The organism is Halomonas sp. DN3, assembly GCF_024137905.1.
GTDB lineage: Bacteria > Pseudomonadota > Gammaproteobacteria > Pseudomonadales > Halomonadaceae > Halomonas > Halomonas litopenaei.
Window position 1 is genome coordinate 4,394,496 of the sequence record NZ_CP099965.1, and the last position, 21,025, is coordinate 4,415,520.

The 21,025-nt window shown below is 65.2% G+C and carries 22 protein-coding genes; 11 read left to right on the forward strand and 11 right to left on the reverse strand.

Translation table 11 applies throughout. From position 1 onward, the window contains the following. Positions 1 to 86: 86 nt before the first annotated feature. The 4 genes from NKF27_RS19030 to NKF27_RS19045 all read left to right on the forward strand — a co-directional run bounded on the left by NKF27_RS19030 (position 87) and on the right by NKF27_RS19045 (position 4,019). The gene (locus NKF27_RS19030) at positions 87 to 857 is read left to right on the forward strand and encodes an ABC transporter ATP-binding protein (RefSeq protein WP_045992391.1); all 771 of its coding nucleotides are present in this window, start codon (positions 87 to 89) and stop codon (positions 855 to 857) included. Between the two features lie 108 nt (positions 858 to 965). After that, positions 966 to 1,670, forward strand: a complete 705-nt coding sequence (locus tag NKF27_RS19035) for an ABC transporter ATP-binding protein (protein ID WP_045992392.1) — start codon at positions 966 to 968, stop codon at positions 1,668 to 1,670. 28 nt (positions 1,671 to 1,698) lie between these two features. Beyond that, complete coding sequence (locus NKF27_RS19040; protein ID WP_045992393.1) at positions 1,699 to 2,703, forward strand: branched-chain amino acid ABC transporter permease; 1,005 nt, start codon at positions 1,699 to 1,701, stop codon at positions 2,701 to 2,703. After that, positions 2,703 to 4,019 carry a branched-chain amino acid ABC transporter permease gene (locus tag NKF27_RS19045; RefSeq protein ID WP_045992394.1) on the forward strand — a complete coding sequence of 439 codons (1,317 nt, stop codon included), beginning with the start codon at positions 2,703 to 2,705 and terminating at the stop codon, positions 4,017 to 4,019. The genes NKF27_RS19040 and NKF27_RS19045 overlap by 1 nt, the downstream gene beginning before the upstream one ends. 91 nt (positions 4,020 to 4,110) lie before the next feature. Here the strand turns inward: NKF27_RS19045 and NKF27_RS19050 are convergent, their stop codons facing one another. The 3 genes from NKF27_RS19050 to NKF27_RS19060 form a co-directional block, all read right to left on the reverse strand. Next, positions 4,111 to 4,422 carry a HigA family addiction module antitoxin gene (locus tag NKF27_RS19050; RefSeq protein ID WP_253554326.1) on the reverse strand — a complete coding sequence of 104 codons (312 nt, stop codon included), beginning with the start codon at positions 4,420 to 4,422 and terminating at the stop codon, positions 4,111 to 4,113. Positions 4,423 to 4,439: 17 nt separating this feature from the next. Continuing rightward, complete coding sequence (locus NKF27_RS19055; protein ID WP_253554328.1) at positions 4,440 to 4,736, reverse strand: type II toxin-antitoxin system RelE/ParE family toxin; 297 nt, start codon at positions 4,734 to 4,736, stop codon at positions 4,440 to 4,442. A gap of 280 nt (positions 4,737 to 5,016) precedes the next feature. Further along, positions 5,017 to 6,222: an ABC transporter substrate-binding protein gene (locus NKF27_RS19060; protein WP_045992395.1), complete on the reverse strand. Its 1,206-nt coding sequence runs from the start codon at positions 6,220 to 6,222 to the stop codon at positions 5,017 to 5,019. 251 nt (positions 6,223 to 6,473) lie between these two features. Between NKF27_RS19060 and NKF27_RS19065 the strand changes: the two genes are divergently transcribed. Continuing rightward, positions 6,474 to 7,247 carry a dienelactone hydrolase family protein gene (locus tag NKF27_RS19065; protein WP_222568742.1) on the forward strand — a complete coding sequence of 258 codons (774 nt, stop codon included), beginning with the start codon at positions 6,474 to 6,476 and terminating at the stop codon, positions 7,245 to 7,247. A gap of 238 nt (positions 7,248 to 7,485) precedes the next feature. Next, a complete protein-coding gene (locus NKF27_RS19070) occupies positions 7,486 to 8,739 on the forward strand; it encodes a dicarboxylate/amino acid:cation symporter (RefSeq protein ID WP_108448679.1) in 1,254 nt (417 codons plus the stop codon). 87 nt (positions 8,740 to 8,826) lie between these two features. Here the strand turns inward: NKF27_RS19070 and NKF27_RS19075 are convergent, their stop codons facing one another. Then, entirely contained in the window at positions 8,827 to 9,060 is a 234-nt protein-coding gene (locus NKF27_RS19075) for a hypothetical protein (RefSeq protein WP_045992398.1), read from the reverse strand. A 274-nt stretch (positions 9,061 to 9,334) separates the two neighbouring features. Here NKF27_RS19075 and NKF27_RS19080 point away from each other — a divergent pair, with 274 nt between their 5' ends. Continuing rightward, positions 9,335 to 10,504 (forward strand): C45 family peptidase, encoded by a 1,170-nt coding sequence (locus NKF27_RS19080; RefSeq protein ID WP_253554330.1) that lies wholly within the window; start codon positions 9,335 to 9,337, stop codon positions 10,502 to 10,504. Here the strand turns inward: NKF27_RS19080 and NKF27_RS19085 are convergent. From NKF27_RS19085 to NKF27_RS19115, 7 genes are all read right to left on the reverse strand, one after another. Continuing rightward, on the reverse strand, positions 10,475 to 10,753 hold the full coding sequence (locus NKF27_RS19085; protein ID WP_045992400.1) for a hypothetical protein: 279 nt from the start codon (positions 10,751 to 10,753) through the stop codon (positions 10,475 to 10,477). The genes NKF27_RS19080 and NKF27_RS19085 overlap by 30 nt on opposite strands. 154 nt (positions 10,754 to 10,907) lie before the next feature. Continuing rightward, on the reverse strand, positions 10,908 to 11,630 hold the full coding sequence (locus NKF27_RS19090) for a GntR family transcriptional regulator (protein ID WP_108132156.1): 723 nt from the start codon (positions 11,628 to 11,630) through the stop codon (positions 10,908 to 10,910). Between the two features lie 88 nt (positions 11,631 to 11,718). Next, positions 11,719 to 12,462 (reverse strand): aspartate/glutamate racemase family protein, encoded by a 744-nt coding sequence (locus NKF27_RS19095; protein WP_253554331.1) that lies wholly within the window; start codon positions 12,460 to 12,462, stop codon positions 11,719 to 11,721. Positions 12,463 to 12,588: 126 nt separating this feature from the next. Beyond that, complete coding sequence (locus NKF27_RS19100) at positions 12,589 to 13,869, reverse strand: TRAP transporter large permease (RefSeq protein WP_253554332.1); 1,281 nt, start codon at positions 13,867 to 13,869, stop codon at positions 12,589 to 12,591. Further along, the gene (locus NKF27_RS19105) at positions 13,866 to 14,441 is read right to left on the reverse strand and encodes a TRAP transporter small permease (RefSeq protein ID WP_253554333.1); all 576 of its coding nucleotides are present in this window, start codon (positions 14,439 to 14,441) and stop codon (positions 13,866 to 13,868) included. Before NKF27_RS19105 ends, NKF27_RS19100 begins: the two co-directional genes overlap by 4 nt. Next, entirely contained in the window at positions 14,438 to 15,433 is a 996-nt protein-coding gene (locus tag NKF27_RS19110) for a TRAP transporter substrate-binding protein (RefSeq protein WP_253554334.1), read from the reverse strand. The genes NKF27_RS19105 and NKF27_RS19110 overlap by 4 nt, the downstream gene beginning before the upstream one ends. Positions 15,434 to 15,883: 450 nt before the next feature. Beyond that, a complete protein-coding gene (locus tag NKF27_RS19115) occupies positions 15,884 to 16,591 on the reverse strand; it encodes a GntR family transcriptional regulator (protein WP_045992404.1) in 708 nt (235 codons plus the stop codon). Positions 16,592 to 17,027: 436 nt separating this feature from the next. On the opposite strand from NKF27_RS19115, the gene NKF27_RS19120 reads away from it, so the two are divergent. The 4 genes from NKF27_RS19120 (at position 17,028) to NKF27_RS19135 (ending at position 21,019) form a co-directional block, all read left to right on the forward strand. Continuing rightward, positions 17,028 to 17,762 carry an aspartate/glutamate racemase family protein gene (locus NKF27_RS19120; protein ID WP_253554335.1) on the forward strand — a complete coding sequence of 245 codons (735 nt, stop codon included), beginning with the start codon at positions 17,028 to 17,030 and terminating at the stop codon, positions 17,760 to 17,762. A gap of 82 nt (positions 17,763 to 17,844) precedes the next feature. Next, on the forward strand, positions 17,845 to 18,918 hold the full coding sequence (locus tag NKF27_RS19125) for a TRAP transporter substrate-binding protein (protein WP_253554336.1): 1,074 nt from the start codon (positions 17,845 to 17,847) through the stop codon (positions 18,916 to 18,918). Positions 18,919 to 18,992: 74 nt separating this feature from the next. After that, positions 18,993 to 19,721 (forward strand): TRAP transporter small permease subunit, encoded by a 729-nt coding sequence (locus NKF27_RS19130; protein ID WP_253554337.1) that lies wholly within the window; start codon positions 18,993 to 18,995, stop codon positions 19,719 to 19,721. Beyond that, on the forward strand, positions 19,718 to 21,019 hold the full coding sequence (locus NKF27_RS19135; protein ID WP_253554339.1) for a TRAP transporter large permease: 1,302 nt from the start codon (positions 19,718 to 19,720) through the stop codon (positions 21,017 to 21,019). The genes NKF27_RS19130 and NKF27_RS19135 overlap by 4 nt, the downstream gene beginning before the upstream one ends. The last annotated feature ends 6 nt before the right edge of the window (positions 21,020 to 21,025 follow it).

Sequence of the window (21,025 nt, forward strand, 5' to 3'; positions counted from 1 at the left end):
ACGTCGGGAAGCCCGACAATCAAGACCGCAACGACACCACCAACACCAACGCAACAACGACAATAGACAACACGGCGGGACCCAAGATGTCAGCCATCATCGATGTACGACACGTCAACAAGGCCTTCGGCGGCCTTCACGTCATCAACGACTGTTCGATTCAGGTCGAGGAAGGCTCCGTCACCGGTCTGATCGGCCCCAACGGTGCGGGCAAGTCGACCCTGTTCAACATCATCGCAGGCGCCCTGCCGCTGGATTCCGGGCAGATCCTGCTGGACGGCGAGGACATCACCAATCGTCCGGCCAACGAGCTGTTTCACAAGGGCCTGTTGCGCACCTTCCAGATCGCCCACGAGTTCTCCCAGCTCACCGCCCTGGAAAACCTGATGATGGTGCCCCCGGACCAGCCCGGCGAGTCCCTGGCCAAGGCCTGGTTCGCGCCGAAGGCGGTGCGAGCACAGGAGGCCGAGGTCAAGCGCCGGGCCCAGGAGGTGATCGAGTTCATCGGCCTCAATCATGTGCGCAACGAGCTGGCAGGCAACCTCTCCGGTGGCCAGAAGAAGCTTCTGGAGCTCGGCCGCACCATGATGACCGACGCTCGGGTGGTGCTGCTCGACGAGATCGCCGCCGGGGTCAACCGCACCCTGCTGGGGGACCTGATCGGCAATATCGAACGGATGAACCGCGAGTTCGGCTACACCTTCCTGGTCATCGAGCACGACATGGACATGATCGCCAGGCTGTGCGATCCGGTGATCGTGCTGGCCCAGGGCTCGGTGATGGTCGAGGGCTCCATCGAGGAGATCCAGAACAACCCCGAGGTCATCGAAGCCTATTTCGGCGCCGGCGCGGCCTGACAGCGGCCCGGCAACAGACACCGCGCCACCCGGGGCACCCTCCCGTTGCAGGCGCGGCGATAACAACAACCAGGGCGCGACAGGCGCTCTTATGCAGAGAACAGGACTATGCCTCTACTCGATGCACGCGAGGTGCACGGCGGCTATGGCGGCATGAACATCCTCAACGGGGTGGACATGGCCATCGAGGCCGACCAGATCGGCGTCATCGTCGGCCCCAACGGCGCCGGCAAGTCGACCATGCTCAAGGCCATCTTCGGCCAGTTGAACGTGACCCAGGGCGATATCCTGCTGCGCGGTGAACCGATCCAGAACCTGCCCACCAACCGCCTGGTAGAACTGGGCATGGGCTTCGTGCCCCAGGAGCACAACGTCTTTCCCAGCCTGACGGTCAAGGAAAACCTCGAGATGGGGGCCTTCCTCAAGCCGGGCAACGTGAAACGCATGCTGTCCAAGGTCTACGAATTCTTCCCACCCCTTCACGAAAAGCGTCATCAGCCCGCCGGCGAGCTGTCCGGTGGCCAGCGCCAGATGGTGGCCATGGGCCGGGCGCTGATGGCCGAACCCGAACTACTGCTGCTCGACGAGCCGACTGCAGGGCTGTCGCCCAAGTACATGTACGAGATCTTCGACCGGGTCAAGGAGGTCAACGCCGCCGGCGTCGGCATCCTGATGGTGGAGCAGAACGCCAAGCAGGCCCTGGCCATCGCCGACAAGGGCTTCGTGCTGGCCGCTGGCCAGAACCGCTTCACCGACACGGGGCAGGCGCTGCTTGCCGATCCTGACGTGGCCAAGAGCTTCCTCGGCGGCTGACGCCGAGTCCTAGCGCGGAGATATCGCCTTGAACGAATTCGTGTTCTTCATCAACAACGTGCTGATCGCCGGCAGCGTCACCGGGTCGATCTACGCCATCGGCGCGGTGGGCGTGACGCTGGTCTTCAGCATCATGCGCTTTGCCCACTTCGCCCACGCCGACATGATGACCTTCGGCGCCTTCATGGTGCTGCTGCTGGCGACGCTGTTCCCCCACGCCGGCGACGTCATCGGTGTGCCCACCGCCATCGTCATGCTGCCGCTGGCCATGGTGCTGACGGCGGCGCTGGCGGTGGGCATCGACAAGGCCTTCTACAAGCCGCTGCGTGCCCACGGCGTCAAGCCGATCGTGATGGTCATCGGCTCCCTCGGCGTGACCCTGATGCTGCAGGGCCTGATCCGGCTGTTCTCGGGCACCGGCGGCCAGAGCCTGTACGTCGATGACCGCAAGGAGATCTTCCGCCTGGCGCTGCCCTTCGAGGGCGCCCGGGTGCCGGTGGTGATCACCGAGCCGCAGATCTATCTGTTCGTGCTGACCCTGGTGGCGGTGATCGGGCTGCAGCTGTTTCTGTCGCGCACCCGGCTCGGCAAGGCCATGCGCGCCATGTCCGACAACCCGGACCTGGCCCGGGCGTCGGGCATCAACACCAACACCATCGTCGCCGTGACCTGGGTGATCGTCGGTGGCCTGGCCGCCATCGCCGGCACCCTGTTGTCGATGGACGTGACGTTCAAGCCGGACCTGAGCTTCCACCTGCTGCTGCCGATCTTCGCCGCCGCCATCGTCGGCGGTGTCGGCCACCCCTTCGGCGCCATCGCCGGCGGCTTCGTGGTGGGCTTCGCCGAGACCCTGGCGGTGTTCAACTGGCGGGTGCTGCTGCGGCCCTTCAGCGACAGCCTGCCCGAGTGGCTCGAGCTGCCCAGTAACCTGGCCTTCGTCGGCACCGAGTACAAGATCGTGGTGCCCTTCTTCATCCTCGTCGCCATCCTGGTGTGGCGCCCCACCGGCATCTTCAAGGGCAAGGTGATCTGATGACGACCAACAACTTTCATCGCCGCGACGACGCCAACACCGCGCCCCAGAGCCGCTTTCCGGTGCGCGAACTCAGCCTCCTGGTGGTCCTCGCCGTCGCCGTCGGCGCGGTCTACATGGCCATGGGTTCGGCCTATTCGACACGCATGCTGGTGGAAGCCAGCTGCTACGCCATCCTGGCCCTGGGCCTGACCATCCAGTGGGGCTACGCCGGCCAGTTCAACGCAGGCGTCATGGGCTTCGTCGCCCTCGGCGGCTTCTGCGCCATGACCTTCAGCGTGCCGGTCAATCCGGCCTTCTGGGATAGCCCGCTGCCCGGTGAGCTGGCCAAGGTACTGGGGTATCTGGCCGTCGGTATCGCGCTGGTATTCGCGCTGTCGCGCATGACTCGCCTGGGCGTGCCGTCCTGGCTGCGCACCCTGATCACCGTGGTGATCGGCCTCGTCGTCTACATGGTGGTGATCAGCGAGCTGCGTGAGGTCACCGACGCCATCGAAAGCCAGATGGGCTTCATCGGCGGGTTCGGCCTGCCGGTGTGGGTCGGCTGGGTGGTCGGCGGAGCGCTGGCCGGCGGTATCGGCTACTTTATCGGCCACGTCTGCCTGGGGCTTCGCAGCGACTATCTGGCCATCGCCACCCTGGGCATCGCCGAGATCATCAAGGCCTTTCTCAAGAACTCCGACTGGCTGACCCGTGGCACCGCCACCGTGTCGCCGCTGCCGTGGCCGGTACCCGATCCCGGCGAGGTCGGCTTTACCCTGGCGCGGGCGCTCTATCTGTCGGTGACGGCGGTGATGATCCTGGGCATCTTCTTTTTGCTCAACCGAGCCTACAACGCCCCCTGGGGCCGCATGATCCGGGCGATTCGCGACAACGAGGTGTCGTCTGCCGCCATGGGCAAGGACATCAATCGCCGCCGGCTCGAGATATTCGTGCTGGGCTGCGTGCTGATGGGCCTCGGCGGCGCGGCACTCGGCAGCTTCAACAGCATCTTCGACCCCAACGGCTACCTGCCGCTCAACCACACCTTCCTGGTGCTGGTGATGGTCATCCTGGGTGGGCCGGGCAACAACCTCGGTACCCTGTTCGGCGCGGTGGCGGTGTACATCATCTGGATCATGTCAGAGCCGCTGGCGCTCTACGTGATGGAGTTGATCGCCCACTTCGGCCAGGCCAGCTTCGGCTGGGAGCTACCCAGCAACCTGGAAAGCCGAGCCCTGCAGGCCAGGGTATTCGTCATCGGGCTGTTGATCACGGTGGTGCTGCGCGTCGCCCCCAAAGGGCTGCTGCCGGAGAAGGTCAAGCACCATGACTGAGGCGTGTCCGTCGACACCGCTACTGCGGACAGTGCCTGACGCCGGCCGTCGTCACTGATGGTCTCATCCTGGCGGCCCAGGGGCCGCCAGCTTACGACTCGGCCTCCTCCAGCGACGGCACGGCACTGACATCGACGTCACGCTCGGCATGCCAGGCGTCATAGGAGGCCTGTAGCCGCAACCAGAGCCCAGGGCCGTTGCCGAACAGCTTGCCAAGCCGCGCGGCGACTTCCGGTGATACCGGTTTGCGTGCCGTCAGGATGGCGTGCAGTTGCTGGCGTGAAATCCCCAGCATCCTGGCAATGGCACTCTTGCTGTAGTCCACATCCTCGAGCATGTCTTCCACCACCTCACCAGGGTGCGGCGGACAGCGGTCAGGATGTTGTTGTGCGGGTATCAACATGCGATTTGCCCCTGCTATCAGTGATACTGCTCGAGCTCGACACCATAGGCATCGCCGTCCTCGAATTCGAAGGTCAGACACCAGGGCCCGTTCACGTGCACGGAGTAGCGTTTGGGATCGAAGCCCTGCAAGCCGTGAAAGTTGTAGCCTGGCAATTTGATGTCTTCGATCCTCGCGGCTTCGTTGATCACCGCGAGGCGAATCAAGATTCGCCTGTGCATACGCTTGTCGATCCTGGATTTACCGGATGACCACAGCGCTGCAAGCGCCTTGTTCTTGAAGGTCTTGATCATGGATGCAGTGTAGGCAGCCAACCCCTCATCCGTAAACAGTCTGTTTACACTTCAGGCAGGACGGGATCGCTGGCCAGCTGTACAGGCACAAGGACCATCCGCATTGCTGCACGCGGCGGGTGCCGCTGCGTATCGACAGTACGCTGAACCGAGAGACTCAAATGATAAAGCCCCCAGCCAGATGGCCGGGGGCTTTCCTTGAGCGCCTCTGTTGCGAGCATTGGCGCGGTCATTGGGCGGAGGCGACCGCCCGGATGCGTTGTCGTCCGTCGACGACTCGCCTTACTTTACGTCATGGCGGCTATTCAACAAAGCCCTTGCCGGTAAAAGTGCCGTTTTCCACGGCCATTTCCTGTACCACACCAGGCACATCGCCGTTGTCGTCGAAGTCCTGGGTACCGGAAGCGCCTTCATAGTTGATCTCGGTCCCCGCCGCGATCAGCTCCACCGCCTTCTCCCACTCACCGGGCAGGATGACCTCACCGGGGGGAGAGGACACGCTGCGCAGCGCCTCAGACACACCCTCGCGCTCGGCACTGCCGTTCTGCTGGATGGCCAGCCCCAGCAGGAAGGCTGCATCGTAGGCCTGGGCGGCGAATACGGCGGTGGGGTCGATGTCGGCGTTGTTGGCAAGTTCAGTGAAGATCTCGGTGCCGGGAAGGTCCGGGCTGCCCGGACGGGTGGCGATCATGCCGTCGAGCACGTCGGCGCCGATGGCCTCGACCAGGCTGTCGCCGACCATGCCGTCGGCCCCCACGTACTGGGTGAACATGCCGCTCTCGTAGGCCTGGCGCACCACCGTCTGGCCGGAGGTGTCGGCGTAGGCGAGTACCACCAGGGTCTGGGCGCCGGTGGCCGACAGAGTGCCGAGTTCGCTGCGGTAGTCGGCGCGGTTGTCCTCGTGGGCGAGGTTTTCCAGCACGCTGCCGCCGCCGTCCTCGAAGGCCGAGCTGAAGGCGTCGGACAGGCCGCGTCCGTAGTCGTTGTTGACGTAGGTGACGGCGACTTCCTCGATGCCCTTGTCGATCAGCAACTTGGCCAGCATCTCGCCCTGGAAGGCATCGGAGGGCACGGTGCGGAACACCAGGTCATTGTCGTCGAGGTCGGTGACCGCCGGCGCCGTGGAGGCCGGAGACACCATGGTCACGCCACCCGGAATCGCCGCGTTGTTGGCCGCGGCGATGGTGGCACCGGTACACAGCGCGCCAACGATGGCGGTGACCTGCTCGGTGTTGACCATGCGGTCAGCCGCGTTGGACGCCGCCGAAGCGTCGCCGCAGGTGGTATCGCCGGTCGGCATCACCACGTCCTGGCCATCGAGGATGCCACCCTGGTTGTTGATATGGTCAACCGCCAGCTGGGCGCCGTCGTAGATCGGCGGCGTCAGGCTCTCGATCCCCCCGGTGAAGCCGCCGAGAAATCCGATCTTGACCTCTGCGTGGGCCATGGAGCCGACCGCCAGGGTGGTTGCAGCCACGGCGGTCGCCAGTACGCGCTTTTTCATGATTGTTGGTCTCGCTCTGGTTGTCCTGAGATGAAGCCGAGACGAGCGCGGTCAGCCGCGGCTCGCCCACTCGATCTTCATACCCCCAATCTGGAAGGCCGCCGGGGAAAACTCAAGTCCCCGCCGCCAACGCTAGGCCGGCTGGATGCAACAAGACGGGGTTCAGGACTGGCGTCTGTGGCCAGGCTTCTATACTCAGCACAGGCCCTGCCATCTGGCAGGGCCAACGCCCCTCACTCGCCAAGGAGCACACCATGTCTCGTTGCGCCCTGCTCGCCCCTGCCCTGATCGGTCTCGGCTCTGTTCTCGCCAGCGCCGGCGCCATGGCCGGACAAAACGTTGACTACCAGGTGGACGGTGAAGCCTTCCAGGGCTATTTCGCCCCCGCCGCGTCCTCTTCCAAGGGCAGCGTGCTGATCATCCACGACTGGGATGGCCTCACCGACTATGAAAGAAAGCGTGCCGACATGCTCGCCGAGGCGGGCTACGACGCCTTCGCCGTGGACCTCTACGGCGCCGGCAACCGCCCCGAGGAGATCGACGCGCGCAAGGCCGAGATGGCGGTGCTCTACGATGACCGTGAACGCATGCGCCGGCTGACCCTGGCGGGGCTGACCCAGGCCCGTGAACAGGGCGCCGGCGAAGACACCGTGGTGATGGGCTACTGCTTCGGTGGCGCCGTGGTGCTGGAGATGGCCCGCGCCAACGCCGACGAAGGTGTGCGTGGTTTCGCTACCTTCCACGGCGGCCTCGACACACCGGAAGGCCAGGGCTACTCCGCCGATACGCCACCGATCCTGGTCGCCCACGGTGGTGCCGACGCCTCCATCGGCATGGACCAGGTGGCGGCGCTGTCCGAGGAACTGGAGGCGGCTGGCGCCCCCTACGAGATCCAGGTCTACTCCGGTGCTCCCCACGCCTTCACGGTATTCGGCAGCGATCGCTACCAGGCTCGGGCCGACCAGGCCTCCTGGGCGGCCTTCCACCAGCTGCTGCGGCGCGCCCTGGAACAGCAGGATCAGGGCTGAACCGCTAGCGTCGTCAACAGCCCGGCCACCTGGAAGCCGCGCCCAGGTGGCCTCTGAGCACCAGAAGGTGTGCAACGGATGAAAACACCGAGGCAGATTATTCGGTAGAATCCGCCTCCATCGTGCCGATCGCCCATCCGATAGCAGCCAACGAGAACATTTTGCTGACTATCGATGGGTGTCGCGTCTTCCCACCTTGCACGGCAGGCCATCCACCCTGTCCTTCTGGAGCCTCCCCATGTCCACCCCCGATCGTTCCCCCGGCCTGTGGCGCCGTATCCCGCTATGGCAGAAGATCCTGGTCGGCCTCGCCCTGGGTGTCCTCGTCGGCACCCTGATGGGCGAAAGCGCCAGCGTGTTCAAGCCCATCGGTGACATCTTCATCAGCGCCATCAAGATGCTGATCGTACCGCTGGTGTTCTCGACCCTGGTGGTCGGTATCACCGCCATGCGTGATCCCCAGAAGATGGGCCGCATCGGCGCGCGGACCATCGCGCTGTATCTGGTGACCACCGCCTTCGCCATCGCCATCGGCCTGGCCGCCTCCTGGCTGTTTCAGCCTGGCGTTGGCCTCGACATGACCTTCGAGGCCAACCCAGACGCGGCCAAGGAAGCCCCAAGCCTGGTGCAGATCGTGGTCGGCCTGGTGCCCCAGAACCCGGTGGACGCCCTGGCCAGCGGCAATATCCTGCAGATCATCGTGTTCGCTATTGGCCTCGGTGTTTCGCTGACCCTGATCGGCGAGAAGGGCGAGCCGGTGGTCAAGGTGTTCGAAAGCTTCGCCGAGGCCATGGTCAAGCTGACCAGCCTGGTGATGGCGCTGGCGCCCTTCGGCGTGTTCGGTCTGATCGCCCACGTCGCCGGCAGCTACGGCGCCGAGGTGCTGCTGCCCCTGGTCAAGGTGATCGGCGTGGCCTACCTGGCCAGCGTCGTCCACGTGCTGGTGGTCTACTCCGGTCTGCTGTCGCTGCTCGGTCGTCTCAATCCGGTGCGCTACCTGCAGGGCATCCTCGATGCCCTGGTGGTGGCCTATTCGTCGGCGTCCTCGTCCGGCACCCTGCCGGTCTCGCTGCGCTGCGCGACGAAGAACCTCGGCGTGTCCGAGGGTGTCGCCGGCTTCGTGCTGCCGGTGGGCGCCACCATCAACATGGACGGCACCGCCATCTATCAGGGGGTGGTCGCGGTATTCATCGCTCAGTTGATCGGCGTCGACCTGAGCCTGGCCGACTACGGCATGATCATCGTCACCGGCACCCTGGCTTCCATCGGCACCGCCGGTGTCCCGGGCGCCGGCCTGGTGATGCTGTCCATCGTCATGGCCCAGATCGGCCTGCCGCTGGAAGCCCTGGCGGTGGTCGCCGGCGTCGATCGCATCCTCGACATGGCCCGTACCAGCGTCAACGTGGCCGGAGACCTGATGGTCACCACCCTGGTCGGCAAGAGCGAAGGCGAACTCGACGAGAACATCTACAACGCCGCCAACAAGACCTGACCAGCACCCCGAGCCCCTGCCAGACGACGATGCCCCGGCCAGTTGGCCGGGGCATCGTCGTTCAGGGTTCCGCCAGCATCAGCGCTTTCAGCTGTGACCCTGTTGCTCCTGGCTTGCCGTCTCGCGGGCGTCGAAGTCGGCATCCTGCGTGGCACCAGCGTGTTCAGCCGCGCAGTAGGTGGTGTGATGATTGGCGCAGGGCCCTTCTGCAGGGGCCAGCGGCTCAGCCAGCTTGGCGATCTTGCCGTCGACAACACCTGCCTGAGCGGACAACGGCAGGGCCAAGAGGGCCAATACGAGCAGCGCGTTTCTGGTCTTCATGTTGTGTCTCCTGAGATGGCCGGTAAGGCTCTCTGGCAGCATACAACTTCGCAGACTAACAAAGTGAAACGCTCTGTGGGAGTCTCGCCAGGAATTGTCGAGAAGGGTAGCGAATCGTGTAAAAACTGAACGATATCAATATATTAAAATTCATCCAAGACACCTCGATGGCCACCTCTACGACGCCATGCCAAGCGCAGAACTGCTACGCTGAGGGGATATCCACCCATGTCAGCGACCCGGCGCCAGCCGCTTCGATCGCAGGGAGCACTTCATGACCCCCTCCACGTCCTCTCCCACCCCCTCCTGCTCGTCGTTGACACCCACCAGGCTCTCCGGCAGCCGCCTCGACATCGGCCGTGCCCACGGCAACCAGCACCGTGAGGCGATTATTGCCAGCATCGACGTCTACGACCGACTGTTTCATGACCTGGCGGGCCTGCGCTGGCACGAGGCGCGACGCGACGCCGAACGCTTCCTGCCGATGATCGAGCGGCGCTACCCGGCCATCCTCGAGGAGCTAGACGGTATCGCCCAGGGCATCGGCGGTGATCTGGCCGACGTGCTGACCCTCAACTGTCGCAGCGAGGTGTCGCTGACCCGCGCCGGCGGTGGCTGCTCGGCCTTTTCGCTCTATCACGCCGGCCGCCAGTGGCTCGCCCAGAACTGGGACTGGCGCGCCGACCAACTCGACCATCTGGTGATCCTCGAGATCCAGGCTCCCGGCGCACCGCCGTTGATCAGCGTGGGCGAGGCCGGCATGGTCGGCAAGATCGGACTCAACGCCAATGGTGTCGGAGTCGGACTCAATGCCATCCGCTCGGCGACCTGCGGCGAGGGTCTGCCGATCCATATCGCCCTGCGCGCCATGCTCGAGTGCGAGACCCTCGACGCCGCCCGACAAATCGCCCACGACGGTGTCTGTGCACCCGCCCACTTCCTGCTGGCCGACGGCAGCGGCCAGGCGGAAGGGCTCGAGGTTCACCCCGGGCAACCGGGAACCATCGCACCTGCTCGCGGGGTCGTCACCCATACCAATCACCTCGTCAGTGACACCGCCACCCACTGGGTCGAGGACTTCCCCAAGCCGGACTCCTGGTCCCGCCTGAGTCGTCTCGACGCGCTGGTCGAGCAACTGCTCGACGGCCTGGGCATGGATGACTCGGGTGCGGATGAATTGGCTGCGGACGAACGGGGTACAGCGAGCACAGCCCCCAACGAGAGCGCCACCCTCGACGCCGAGCGGTTGTTCGACCTGCTCGGTGATCATACCCCCGGCGAGGACAGCCTGTGTCGTCACTTCGACCCGAGCGTCGCTGAAGCCGAGCGGATGGAAACGCTGTTCAGCGTGGTCATGGATCTGACCGACAAGGTGCTGTGGCTACGCCACGGCAAGCCCTGCCAGACCACCCACTCAATGCGCCTTGTGCCCACCGCCGTGTGACCCTGACGCCTCGCTTCCGTCCCTGCCGAGTTCGCCTTTCAGGTACTGTTCGGTGGTCAGCAGAAACAGCCGCCGAAACAGCTCGTGGATCGCCTCCTCTCGGCGCAGCGAGGCAAGCTCGGGATCCTTCTCTTCGCTGCCCACCTCCTTCGGGTACTCCCACGCCATGCGCATGGATCCCGAGCTGACGTCGAAGATCTCGAGGGTCGGGTTGGCTCCGTGAAGCGCGGTCTTGATGCGATAGGACATGACGACCTCCTGCAGACGCTGATAGCCCAAAACAATGAGAATCATTAACGTTTGCAATATGGTCGTGTTTGGATGGCCTGTCAAGGCTCGTCCTGATCATCGCTGTTCAGCGACCAGAAGAAGCAGGCAACCGTCGCCGTGTCTATCGCAGGACTCAGCGTGTCAGCAAGGCGCTGATGGCGACACCGGTGTGCATGACGTGTTCGTGCATGTGGCGGCGGGCAAGGTCGGCGTCCCTGGCGATCAAGGCATCGAGGATGGCGCGATGCTCATCGGTGGACTCCTGCCAGCGGCCGAGGCGATTCAGCGCCAGATAACGCGCCCGCTCCAACCGACCCAGCAGGCGCTGGTGGGTTTCCACCAGCACCGGATTGCGCGCCGCCTCGACCAGCAGCGCGTGGATACGGGTATTGGTGGCGAAGTAGCCGTCGCGATCGCCCTTGGCGTGCTGCTTTTCCAGGCGAGTCTGCAGTGAGGCCAGCCGCTTGAGCTCGGTCTCTGTCATGCGCCCGGCCGCCAGTTCCACCGCCATGGCCTCGAGCCCGGCCTCGACCTCGAACAGATGACGCAGCTCATCACCATCAAGCAGGGTGACCAGGGCGTTGCGATTGCGCCGCAGGGTCACCAGGCCTTCGCCCGCCAGCTGGTTCAAGGCATCGCGCAGGGGTGTGCGCGAGATGCCCAGACGCCGACACAGAGCCGGCTCCAGCAGACGCTCCCCCGGGGCCAGCTCACCGTGGACGATCAGCCCCTTGAGCAAGTCGTAGGCTTCATCGGCCAGGGACGGCGCCTGGATACGGCGGCGGTGAGGCGCTCGCTGACGCGCGCCTCTATCGGAGGGTGAAGCGACGGTGGCGTCGTCGGTTGTCGACGTCATGGGCAGGATCCAGCGACCGGTGAGGGAAAGGAACAAGGATAGGGCCAGCGTCCAAGTATAGCGACGGAGCTGGCCCGGAGACGAGAGGTCAACGCCGGCCGATCAGCGTTGCCAGCTCCCTGCTCAAGCCCTTGTGCGGCTTGTCGGGGGGCGCGGCGTAGCTGCCGACGGTGGCCTTGGCGCGACCGAGATCGACCAGCGCCTGGGCCTGGGTGATGGCGCAGGTCACGCCGTCCAGCGCCGGCACCGGCAGCTCGGCGGCGACCTGGCGGGCCAACCCCGCCAGCGGGGCCCCGGCCAGGATCAGCACGTCGGCGCCGTCCTCTCTGACCGCCTGTTCGGCCAGCTCGATCAGGCGCCCTCCCTGGTCCTGCTGCACGCTACCGATGGCCGCCAGGGGTTCGTCCAGGGCACGGATACTGGCCAGCCGCGAGCCCAGGCCGTAGCTGTCCACGGTTTCGCGGTACCAGGCCTGGATGCGCTGGGAGATGGCGATAATCGAGAAACGCCCGCCGTACTGACAGGCGCTCATCAGCGCCGCTTCGGTCAGCCCCACCACCGGGATCGGCAGGGCCTCGCGCAACGCGGGCAGACCGGGATCGCCGAAGGCGGCCACCACCACGGCGTCGTGGCCGGGGTAGCGCTCGGCGGCGAGACCCAGGGTCGCATAGCCGCCGATCAGCGCCTCGGCGCGGGTCTCGATGTAGGCCACACCGAAGGGCGCGGTGGCGATGCTCAGCTCGCAGCCCGGGCGCAGGCTCGCCCGTGCTTCACGCTCGATCAGCGCGCTGACGTCGTCTGAAATATTGGGATTGATGACCAGAAGCTTCATGGCAGTCTCTTTGTAGTGGGCCGGCCCGAGGCGCCGGATGCGACACCTCGGCCTTTTCGTAGCTTGTCGTTCGGTCGATGCCGTACTTCAGTCGTCAGTACCTCGATCATTCAGTACCTCGATCATTCAGTACCCCAGTGCCCGCGGCAGCCAGGTGACCAGCGAGGGGAAGGCGATACACGCCACCAGCACCACGTGCTGGAAGACGATGAAGGGCCAGGCGCTCTTCATCAGCTCGTTCAGGCTGATATTGGAGATGCCGCACATCACGAACAGCAGCACCCCCACCGGCGGCGTCATCATGCCCACCACCAGGTTCATCACGAACAGAAAGCCGAACAGCAGCGGATCGATGCCGTAGGACAGCGCGATCGGCGCCAGCAGAGGCACCAGCATGATGTAGGCGGCGTTGGACTCGACGAACATGCCGACCAGGATCAACAGCCCCATCACCAGCAGCAGGAACATCAGCGGGTCGCTGGTCAGCCCCTGCAGGGCGCTGGTGAGACGCATCGGCACCAGATCGATGGTGAAGGCAAAGGTCATGGTCGAGGCGAAGGCGATCAGCGCCCCCACCATGGCGGCGGTGACCGCGGCGTTGAACATCGCCCGGGGCAGGTGCGACAGGCGTAGCTGGCGGGTGACGAAGAAGCCGATCACCAGCGCGTAGAGCACGGCGATGCCGGCCCCCTCCGTCGGGGTGAAGGCACCGGCGACGATGCCGCCGACCACGACGATCGGCATCAGCAAAATGGGCAGCGCCCGCCAGGTCTGCACCAGCACGTGGCGCAGCCCGATGACTCCGCCGGCCAGCGGATAGCCACGGCGCATCGACAGGAAGCTGGCCAGGCCCATGAAGCCCAGCGCCAGCACCAGTCCCGGCACGATACCCGCCATGAACAGCCCGCCTACCGAGACGCTGGAGCCGGCCATCAAGGCGTAGACGATCATCGCGTTGCTGGGCGGGATGATCGCCCCCAGGTTGGCCGCCGAAGCGACCACCGCGCTGCTGTAGCCGGTGTCGTACTGCTGACGCATGGACGGCACCAGCGAACTGCCCAGGGCGCTGGCACTGGCCACCGCCGCCCCGCTGACCGCCGCCAGCACCATGCCGGCGACGATCGCCACGTGGGCGAGCCCGCCGTGGACGCGGCCGATCAACGAGTTGGCGAAATCGACCAGGCGCTGAAGGATCCCTGCCGCCACCATCAACTCGCCGGCCAGCATGAACAGCGGAATTGCCATCAGCGGAAAGCTGTCCACCGAGTGCATCATGCGCTGTGGCAGCACCGCCAGGTCCATGCCGCCAACGACCAGCCCCACCAGCGAGGCAAGGCCCAGGGCAAAGGCCAGCGGCATACGCAGAAGCGCCAGTACCGCAAAGCTCAGAATAATCGCCAGGGTCATGGGCGCACCTCCTCACCGCGGTCATGGCCTGAGTCGGGTCCAGCCGGGGCGGAAGGCAGCGGCTCAAGCTCCAGGCACTGGGCGATCAGATGCAGCGCACAGTGGATCGCCGAGATCAGCACCGCGATATAGAACACCGCCGCGGTGATCGGCATGGTTGGCATCAGCTGCGGCCACTTGTCGATCACCGCACCGGTTCCCACCACCCCCAGGATCACCATCAGTACCACCCCCAACGCCGCCATCAGCTGGGCCAGCCGGCGCTGGGCGCCGGCGGGCAAGTGGCTGACAAGGGCATCGATACCGACGTGGATGCCACTCTTGATACCGTGGGGAATGGCCAGAAAGATCGCCCATACAAAACACAACCGGGACAGCTCATCGGCGGAGTCGATACTGGTGCCGAGCAGGTAGCGTGCCACCACCTGGGCGCACACCAGCACCGTCATCAGGCCCATGGCCAGCAGGATGGCGTAGTAGGAGCCACGGTCCAGCCACGCCAGCAGATGCAGGAAATGGCGCCGAACCGGATGGCCCGCGTGGGCCTCCAGGCGTTGCCAGGCCCGTATCATGCCCCCAGCTCCTCGAGCACCTTGTCGACCAGCTCAGCGCCGAGTTTTTCGCGCAGATCATCCACTACGCTCTGGCTGGCCTCACGCAGGGCCGCGCGGGTCTCGTCGCTGATCGGGGTGAACTGCATGCCGCGCTCGATCAGGGTATCGCGGGCCTGGGTATCCTCGGCCGCCGCGGTCTCACGCTGCCAGGCCACCGCCTCGCCCATGGCCGCCATCAGGGTGGCACGCTGGTCGTCGCTCAGGTCTTCGAACTTGTCGCGATTGGCGACCACCACGATGTAGTCGTAGAAGTGGCCGGTATCGGACAGGTACGGCTGCACCTCGTCCAGACGCTTGGTCTCGATGATGCTGTAGGGGTTCTCCTGGCCATCGAGCACCCCCTGCTGCAGCGCGCCGTAGACCTCCTTGATGTCCATCGACACCGGATTGGCACCGATGGCGCGGAAGGTGTCCAGGTGGGTCTGGTTGGGCTGCAGGCGGATCTTCAGGTCCTGAAAGTCCTCGATCGACTCAAGCGGCCGCTCGGCGTTGGTGACGTGGCGGAAGCCAAGTTCCATGTAGCCCAGCGCCACGAACCCGGCCTCGGCCAGTTTCTCGTCGAGCAGCTCGCCGACCTCGCCGTCGATCAGCGCGAAGGCATCCTCGCGGCTGTCGAAGGCGAACGGCAGGCTCAGCGCCTCGAGTTCCGGTACGGTGCGCGACAGGTAGGAGATACCGATCCAGCTGCCCATGATGGCGCCGGAACTGACCTGATCGAGATTCTCGCCGGCGCCGCCAAGCTGCATGTTGGGGAACAGCTGGGCGGTCAGCTCACCATCGCTCTGCTCCGCCAGGGTCTCGGCGAAGCGCGCCATGGCGCGACTGCTGGAGTGATCATCGGTGAAGTTGCCGCCAAAGCGCAGGTCTTCTGCCTGGGCCAGCAGCGGTGTGCAAAGACCCAGGGCCAGCGCGCCGGCACCCAGCAGGGAAAGACGGGAGGGAGTCGTCATGTCGCAATCCTTGTTGTTGGTATTGGGTAAGGAATCGGTGATGGAACGCTCAAGCGAGCCCACCTGCTTTGACCTTAGTCGAACACACTCGAGAATTCCAAATCTTGAATACTATTTTTTTTAAAAACCTTATTTTTCAAATATTTGTAATTTTAAAATATAGCAAGAAGCGACTTATGACATGCGGAGGCCATGCGACAGGAGATCTTCCGGGCGCCGAGCCGTGGGTGGCGAACTATGGGTGGCAAGCCGTGCACGGCGGGGAGTGTCCGGTAGCAAGGAGCAGTGGGCCCAAGCCCCTTGGTGCAGGGCTTGAGGGGAGGCTCGAAGGGAAAAGAGCCCTGGGAAAAGGGGCTCGAGGGCAAAGGTTTGGGAGAAAGGGTTCGGCAGAAAGGGTTCGGGGGACGGCGCGGCCAGCACCTCCGGCCCCGCGCCAGGCAACGCTCGCGGTCAGTCGTCGCCAGCGTTGTCGGGCAGCCCCTGCAGCACGGCCTGGCCAGTCTTGCGCATATGCAGGCTCAGGGCCTCGGACAGCGCCTGGGCGTCCCGCGCCTCAAGCGCCTCGACGAAGTAGCTGTGCTCGCGAGCGGACTCCTCCCAGCGGCTGGCGTCCAGGTTGGCCATGTAGCGCGCCCGGGTAATACGCAACGTCAGCGATTGCTCCAGGTCCTTCAGCACCCGATTGCCGGACAGGTCCGCCAGACGCTGGTGAATGCGTTGATTGAGGGCAAAGTAGCGCTTGCGCTGATTGTCCGCGAAATAGCCCATCATCTCGTCATGGAGTCGGCGGATCTCGGCGATGTCGGCATCGGAGGCGCGCACCGCGAGCAGGTTGCCCGCCAGCGATTCCAGTGCCGCCATGACCTCGAACAGATCACGTACCTCGTCACGATCCACCCTGGTCACCCGGGCCCCACGATGGGGCAGCATCTCGACCAGGCCTTCGCTGGCCAGCACCTTGAGCGCCTGGCGCAGTGGCGTCGGCGACACCCCAAAGGCCTCGCACAGGGGTTTTTCCGCGATCCGGCTGCCGGGGGCCAGCTCTCCTTCCAGTACCATTTCGCGCAGGCGCTCGGCCACCGCCTCGTAAAGGCTCGAGCGCTTGAGCGGCGCCGGGCGAGGCGGTGACAGCACGTCCTGATCCAGGGACTCGTTCATGGCGGCTCCTTTTGCTCCTCGGTGCTCCTGGGTGCTCATGCTGGCTGCTTGCGGAGGACTCGGGCGTCGCTTCAGCCCACAGCGCCCTGGAGCGGGCACCCACTGCTCAGCACGCCGACCATCGACCACCAGCACTCAACAAAGCGCTGAAATCAAAGTTGTTTCCACACCCCATCGAAGATCCCAAGGCGCGGATTCCACGACGGTGGCCAGGTGTTCACTGCCGCCTTCACAGCAAGATGTCATGGCGATTGATGCAGTGTACTTGCAAAAACTCGACGTTATGCAATGCTGAAAAGGTCGTAGAAATTTGGAATTCCGAATTTCTTTCAAGATTCAGTGTAGCGCGCCACAGGCAAGACCGGCCACCGCCGATCCGCCTCCGGGGCACGCCCCACACAACAACAACACGACCTTGCACAGGATCGCCACGCCCATGCAACGCACCCTTCTCGGAATGCTGACCCCCTCGTCGAACACCGTGCTGGAGCCCTACACCAGCGCCATCCTGCGAGACCTCATGCCAGCGGTCAGTGCCCACTTTCAGCGCTTCACGGTCAAGGAAATCTCGCTGAGCGAGGCGGCCCTGGCCCAGTTCGACCCCGCACCACAGCTTGACGCCGCCCGCCTGCTCAGCGATGCCCGCATGGACGTGATCGCCTGGAATGGCACCTCCTCGAGCTGGCTCGGGTTCGACGCCGACCGCCGCCTGTGCGCCGCCATCACCGAAGCCACCGGCATACCGGCGACCAGCAGCGTGCTGGCGCTCAACGAGGTGCTCGAGCGCACCGGGGTCAAGCGTCTAGGGCTGGTCACCCCATACCTTGACGACATCCAGACCGCCATCGTCGACAACTACCGGCGTGAAGGCGTCGAGGTGGTGGCCGAGCGTCACCTCAACGACCGCGGCAACTTCTCGTTCTCCGAATACGATGAGCAGACCCTGGCCGAGATGGTCCGCGAGGTCGCCCGAGCAGAGCCGGAGGCGATCACCATCCTGTGCACCAACCTGCGCGGGGCCGGCATCGTCGAGGAGCTGGAGCGAGAGCTCGGCATCCCCATCTACGACTCGGTCAGCGTCACCGTGTGGAAGAGCCTGCTGCTGGCAGGCCAGGACCCCAGCGCCATCCACGGCTGGGGCCAGCTGTTTCACGACCCTCGGCTCGGCTGACACACCCCGGTCCTCTCGACAGCAACAGCAATAGCAACATCAGCACCTGCAACAACCACCAACAACAAGATGAGGTTCTCCCATGCAAACTCCCACCCTCGTGACGGCGACCCGCCGGCTTACCCTCGGCGCCCTGATCGCCGCCCCCCTGCTGGTGGCCACCAGCCAGGCCCAGGCCGAAACCCTGCTGCGAGTAGCCGGCAATTTCTCCGGCAACAAGCTTCACGTGGACAACGTGGAGCGGCCCTTCTTCGCCGAGCTCGATGCCCGTGACGACCTGGCGGTGAGCTACAACCCGATGGACGCCATCGGCGTGGAAGCCGCGGACGCCCTGCGCAACATACGCTCCGGTGCCTTCGACGTGATGTCGGTGCAGATCGGCATGGCCTCCCGCGACGATCCGTTCTTCGAGGGCATCGATCTGGCCGGAGTCACCGCGGACCTGGACCAGCAGCGCGAGGCGGTGGACGCCTTCCGTGCCGACTTCGACGCCCGCCTGCAGGAACGCTTCAACGCCAAGCTGATGACGCTGTGGCCATTCGGCCCGCAGATGATGTTCTGCAACGGTGACATCAACGGTGCCGACGACCTGGCTGGCAAGAAGGTGCGGGTGTTCACGCCGTCGATGTCACGGCTGGTGGAAGGACTCGGCGCGGTGCCGGTGACGCTGCAGTTCAGCGAGGTCTACCTGGCGCTGCAGCGCGGCGTCGCCGACTGCGGAGTGACCGCGCCGTCGGCCGGCAGCAACGGCAAGTGGCCGGAAGTGACCGATCACTTCGTACCGCTGCCGCTGTCCTACTCGGTGCAGGGCCACTTCATGAACCTGGACACCTGGAACGGCTTCGACGCCGAGCAGCAGGCATCGCTGAGCGAGGCCTTCGCCCGCCTCGAGGACCAGATGTGGGACCTGGCCTACACCGTCAACGACGATGCCATCGCCTGCAATACCGGTCAGCCGAGCTGCGAGAACCACACCGCCTACGACATGACCCTGGTGGACATCGACGAGGACTCCCGCGCGCGCATCGAGCAGATCACCTCCGAGGCGGTGCTGCCGGTGTGGGCGGAGACCTGCGACGCCCGCTACCCCGAGTGCACTGCGCTGTGGAACGCAAGCGTCGGCGAGGTCACCGGCCTGAGCGCCAGCGCGCCCTGAGCGGCGGCTGATCGACCCTGTCGCCCACGACCAGGGGCCGCCCATGCGGCGGCCCCGTCCCCAGGAGCATCCCGATGTCCGATTCCCGTCCCTCCGGTGCGCATCCGCCACCCGACGCCAGATCGCCCGGCGCTGCATCCGGTGCCGCCTCGATGGCTGTATCACCGGACTCCCGGCTCGACCGGGGACTTGCCCGTCTGTCCCGCGGTGCCGCTCTGGCCGCCGGCTACGGCGCGCTGTTGCTGTCTGCGCTGATCACCTTCGAGGTGCTGGCGCGCAAGTTCTTCGCCTTCTCGCTACAGGGGGTCGACGAAATCGGTGGCTATGTGCTGGCCATCGGTGTCGCCTTCAGCTTCGCCTTCGCCCTGACCCAGCGCGCCCATACCCGGGTTGACGTCCTGCTGACGCGACTGCCGCCCCGGCTGCGCGCCCTGCTCAACCTGGTGGCGCTGGTGCTGTTGTGCGTGTTTTCGCTGTTTATGTTGTGGCGGGCGGGCGCGACCCTGGGCGAGACCCTGGAGTTCTCCAGCCTGGCCAGCACCCCGCTGCAGACCCCGCTGTGGATCCCCCAGTCGCTGTGGCTGATCGGGCTTTCGGTGTTCGCCATCGTCACCCTGCGCGCCGCCGTCCGGGCCGGTGTCCAGCTGGCGCGCGGCCAGATCGGCGCGCTCAACGCCGGCTGCGACCCGCTCAGCGCCGATGACGAGCTCGACGAGGCACGCCGCCACTATGTTGCAGCGGAGGCTGCCACGCCTGGCCATTCGGCGGATGGCCAGATAGCCGGCCGGGAGAAGACACCATGATCTCCGTCACCGAGGTACTGCTGGGCTTTGGCCTGATGATTTCCATGATGGCGCTGGGCATCCATGTGGCGGTGGCCATCTTCACCACCGCCGCCCTCGGCGCCATGCTCTACCTGGGCACCCCGCTGCTGTTCTCCTTCGGCGACCTGTTGTGGGGCACCCTCAACGACTTCATCCTGACCGCCATTCCGCTGTTTATCCTGCTCGGCGAGCTGCTGCTGCGGGCCGGCATCACCGAGCGCATGTACTCGGCGCTGTCGGTGTGGCTCAACCGCCTGCCTGGCGGTCTGCTGCACACCAACATCGGCGCCTCATCGGTGTTCGCCGCCATGTCCGGCTCGTCGGTGGCCACCGCCGCCACCATCGGCACCGTGGCCCTGCCGGCCTTCGCCGAGCGCGGCTACAGCGAGCGCCTGGCGCTGGGCACCCTGGCCGCCGGGGCGACGCTCGGCATCCTGATTCCGCCCAGCATCAACATGATCATCTACGGGGCGATCACCAACACCTCCATCGGCGCCCTGTTTATCGCCGGTATCGTGCCCGGGCTTGCCCTGGCGGCCACCTTCATGCTGGTAATCGTGGGCATGAGCCTGCTGCGCCCCGGGGTCGCCGGCGAGCGCGAGCCGCGGGTGCCGCTGGCCCAACGTCTGCGCTCGCTGGTCGATCTGCTGCCGCCGGCGTTCGTCTTCGCCATCGTCATCGGCAGCATCTACAGCGGCTGGGCGACCCCCACCGAGGCCGCCGCCCTGGGGGTGGTGGCAGCACTACTGCTCGCGGCGCTCAACCGCAAGCTGACCATCGCCATGCTTCACGAGTGCTTTCTGTCCATGGCACGCACCACCGCCATGATCATGCTGATCATCTCTGCGGCGTTCTTTCTCAACTATATCGTCGGCATCCTCGGCATCCCCTTCGCCCTGACCCAGTGGGTCTCGGAACTGGGACTGTCGCCGCTGGGGCTGATCCTGGCACTGGTGGTGTTCTACCTGGTGCTGGGCTGCTTTCTCGAGACCCTGTCGATGATGATCGCCACCGTACCCATCGTGGTGCCCATGGTGGTGCAGTTCGGCTTCGATCCGGTGTGGTTCGGCGTATTTCTGGTGATCATGATGGAAATCTCGTTGATCACCCCGCCCATCGGCATGAACCTCTACGTGGTGCAGGGGGTGCGCGGACGCGGCTCGATCGTCGACGTGATGATCGGCAGCCTGCCCTTCCTCGCGGTGATGCTCGCCTTCGTCGCCCTGATCACCGCATGGCCGGCCATCGTGCTGTGGCTGCCGGGGGTGATGGGATGATCGGCG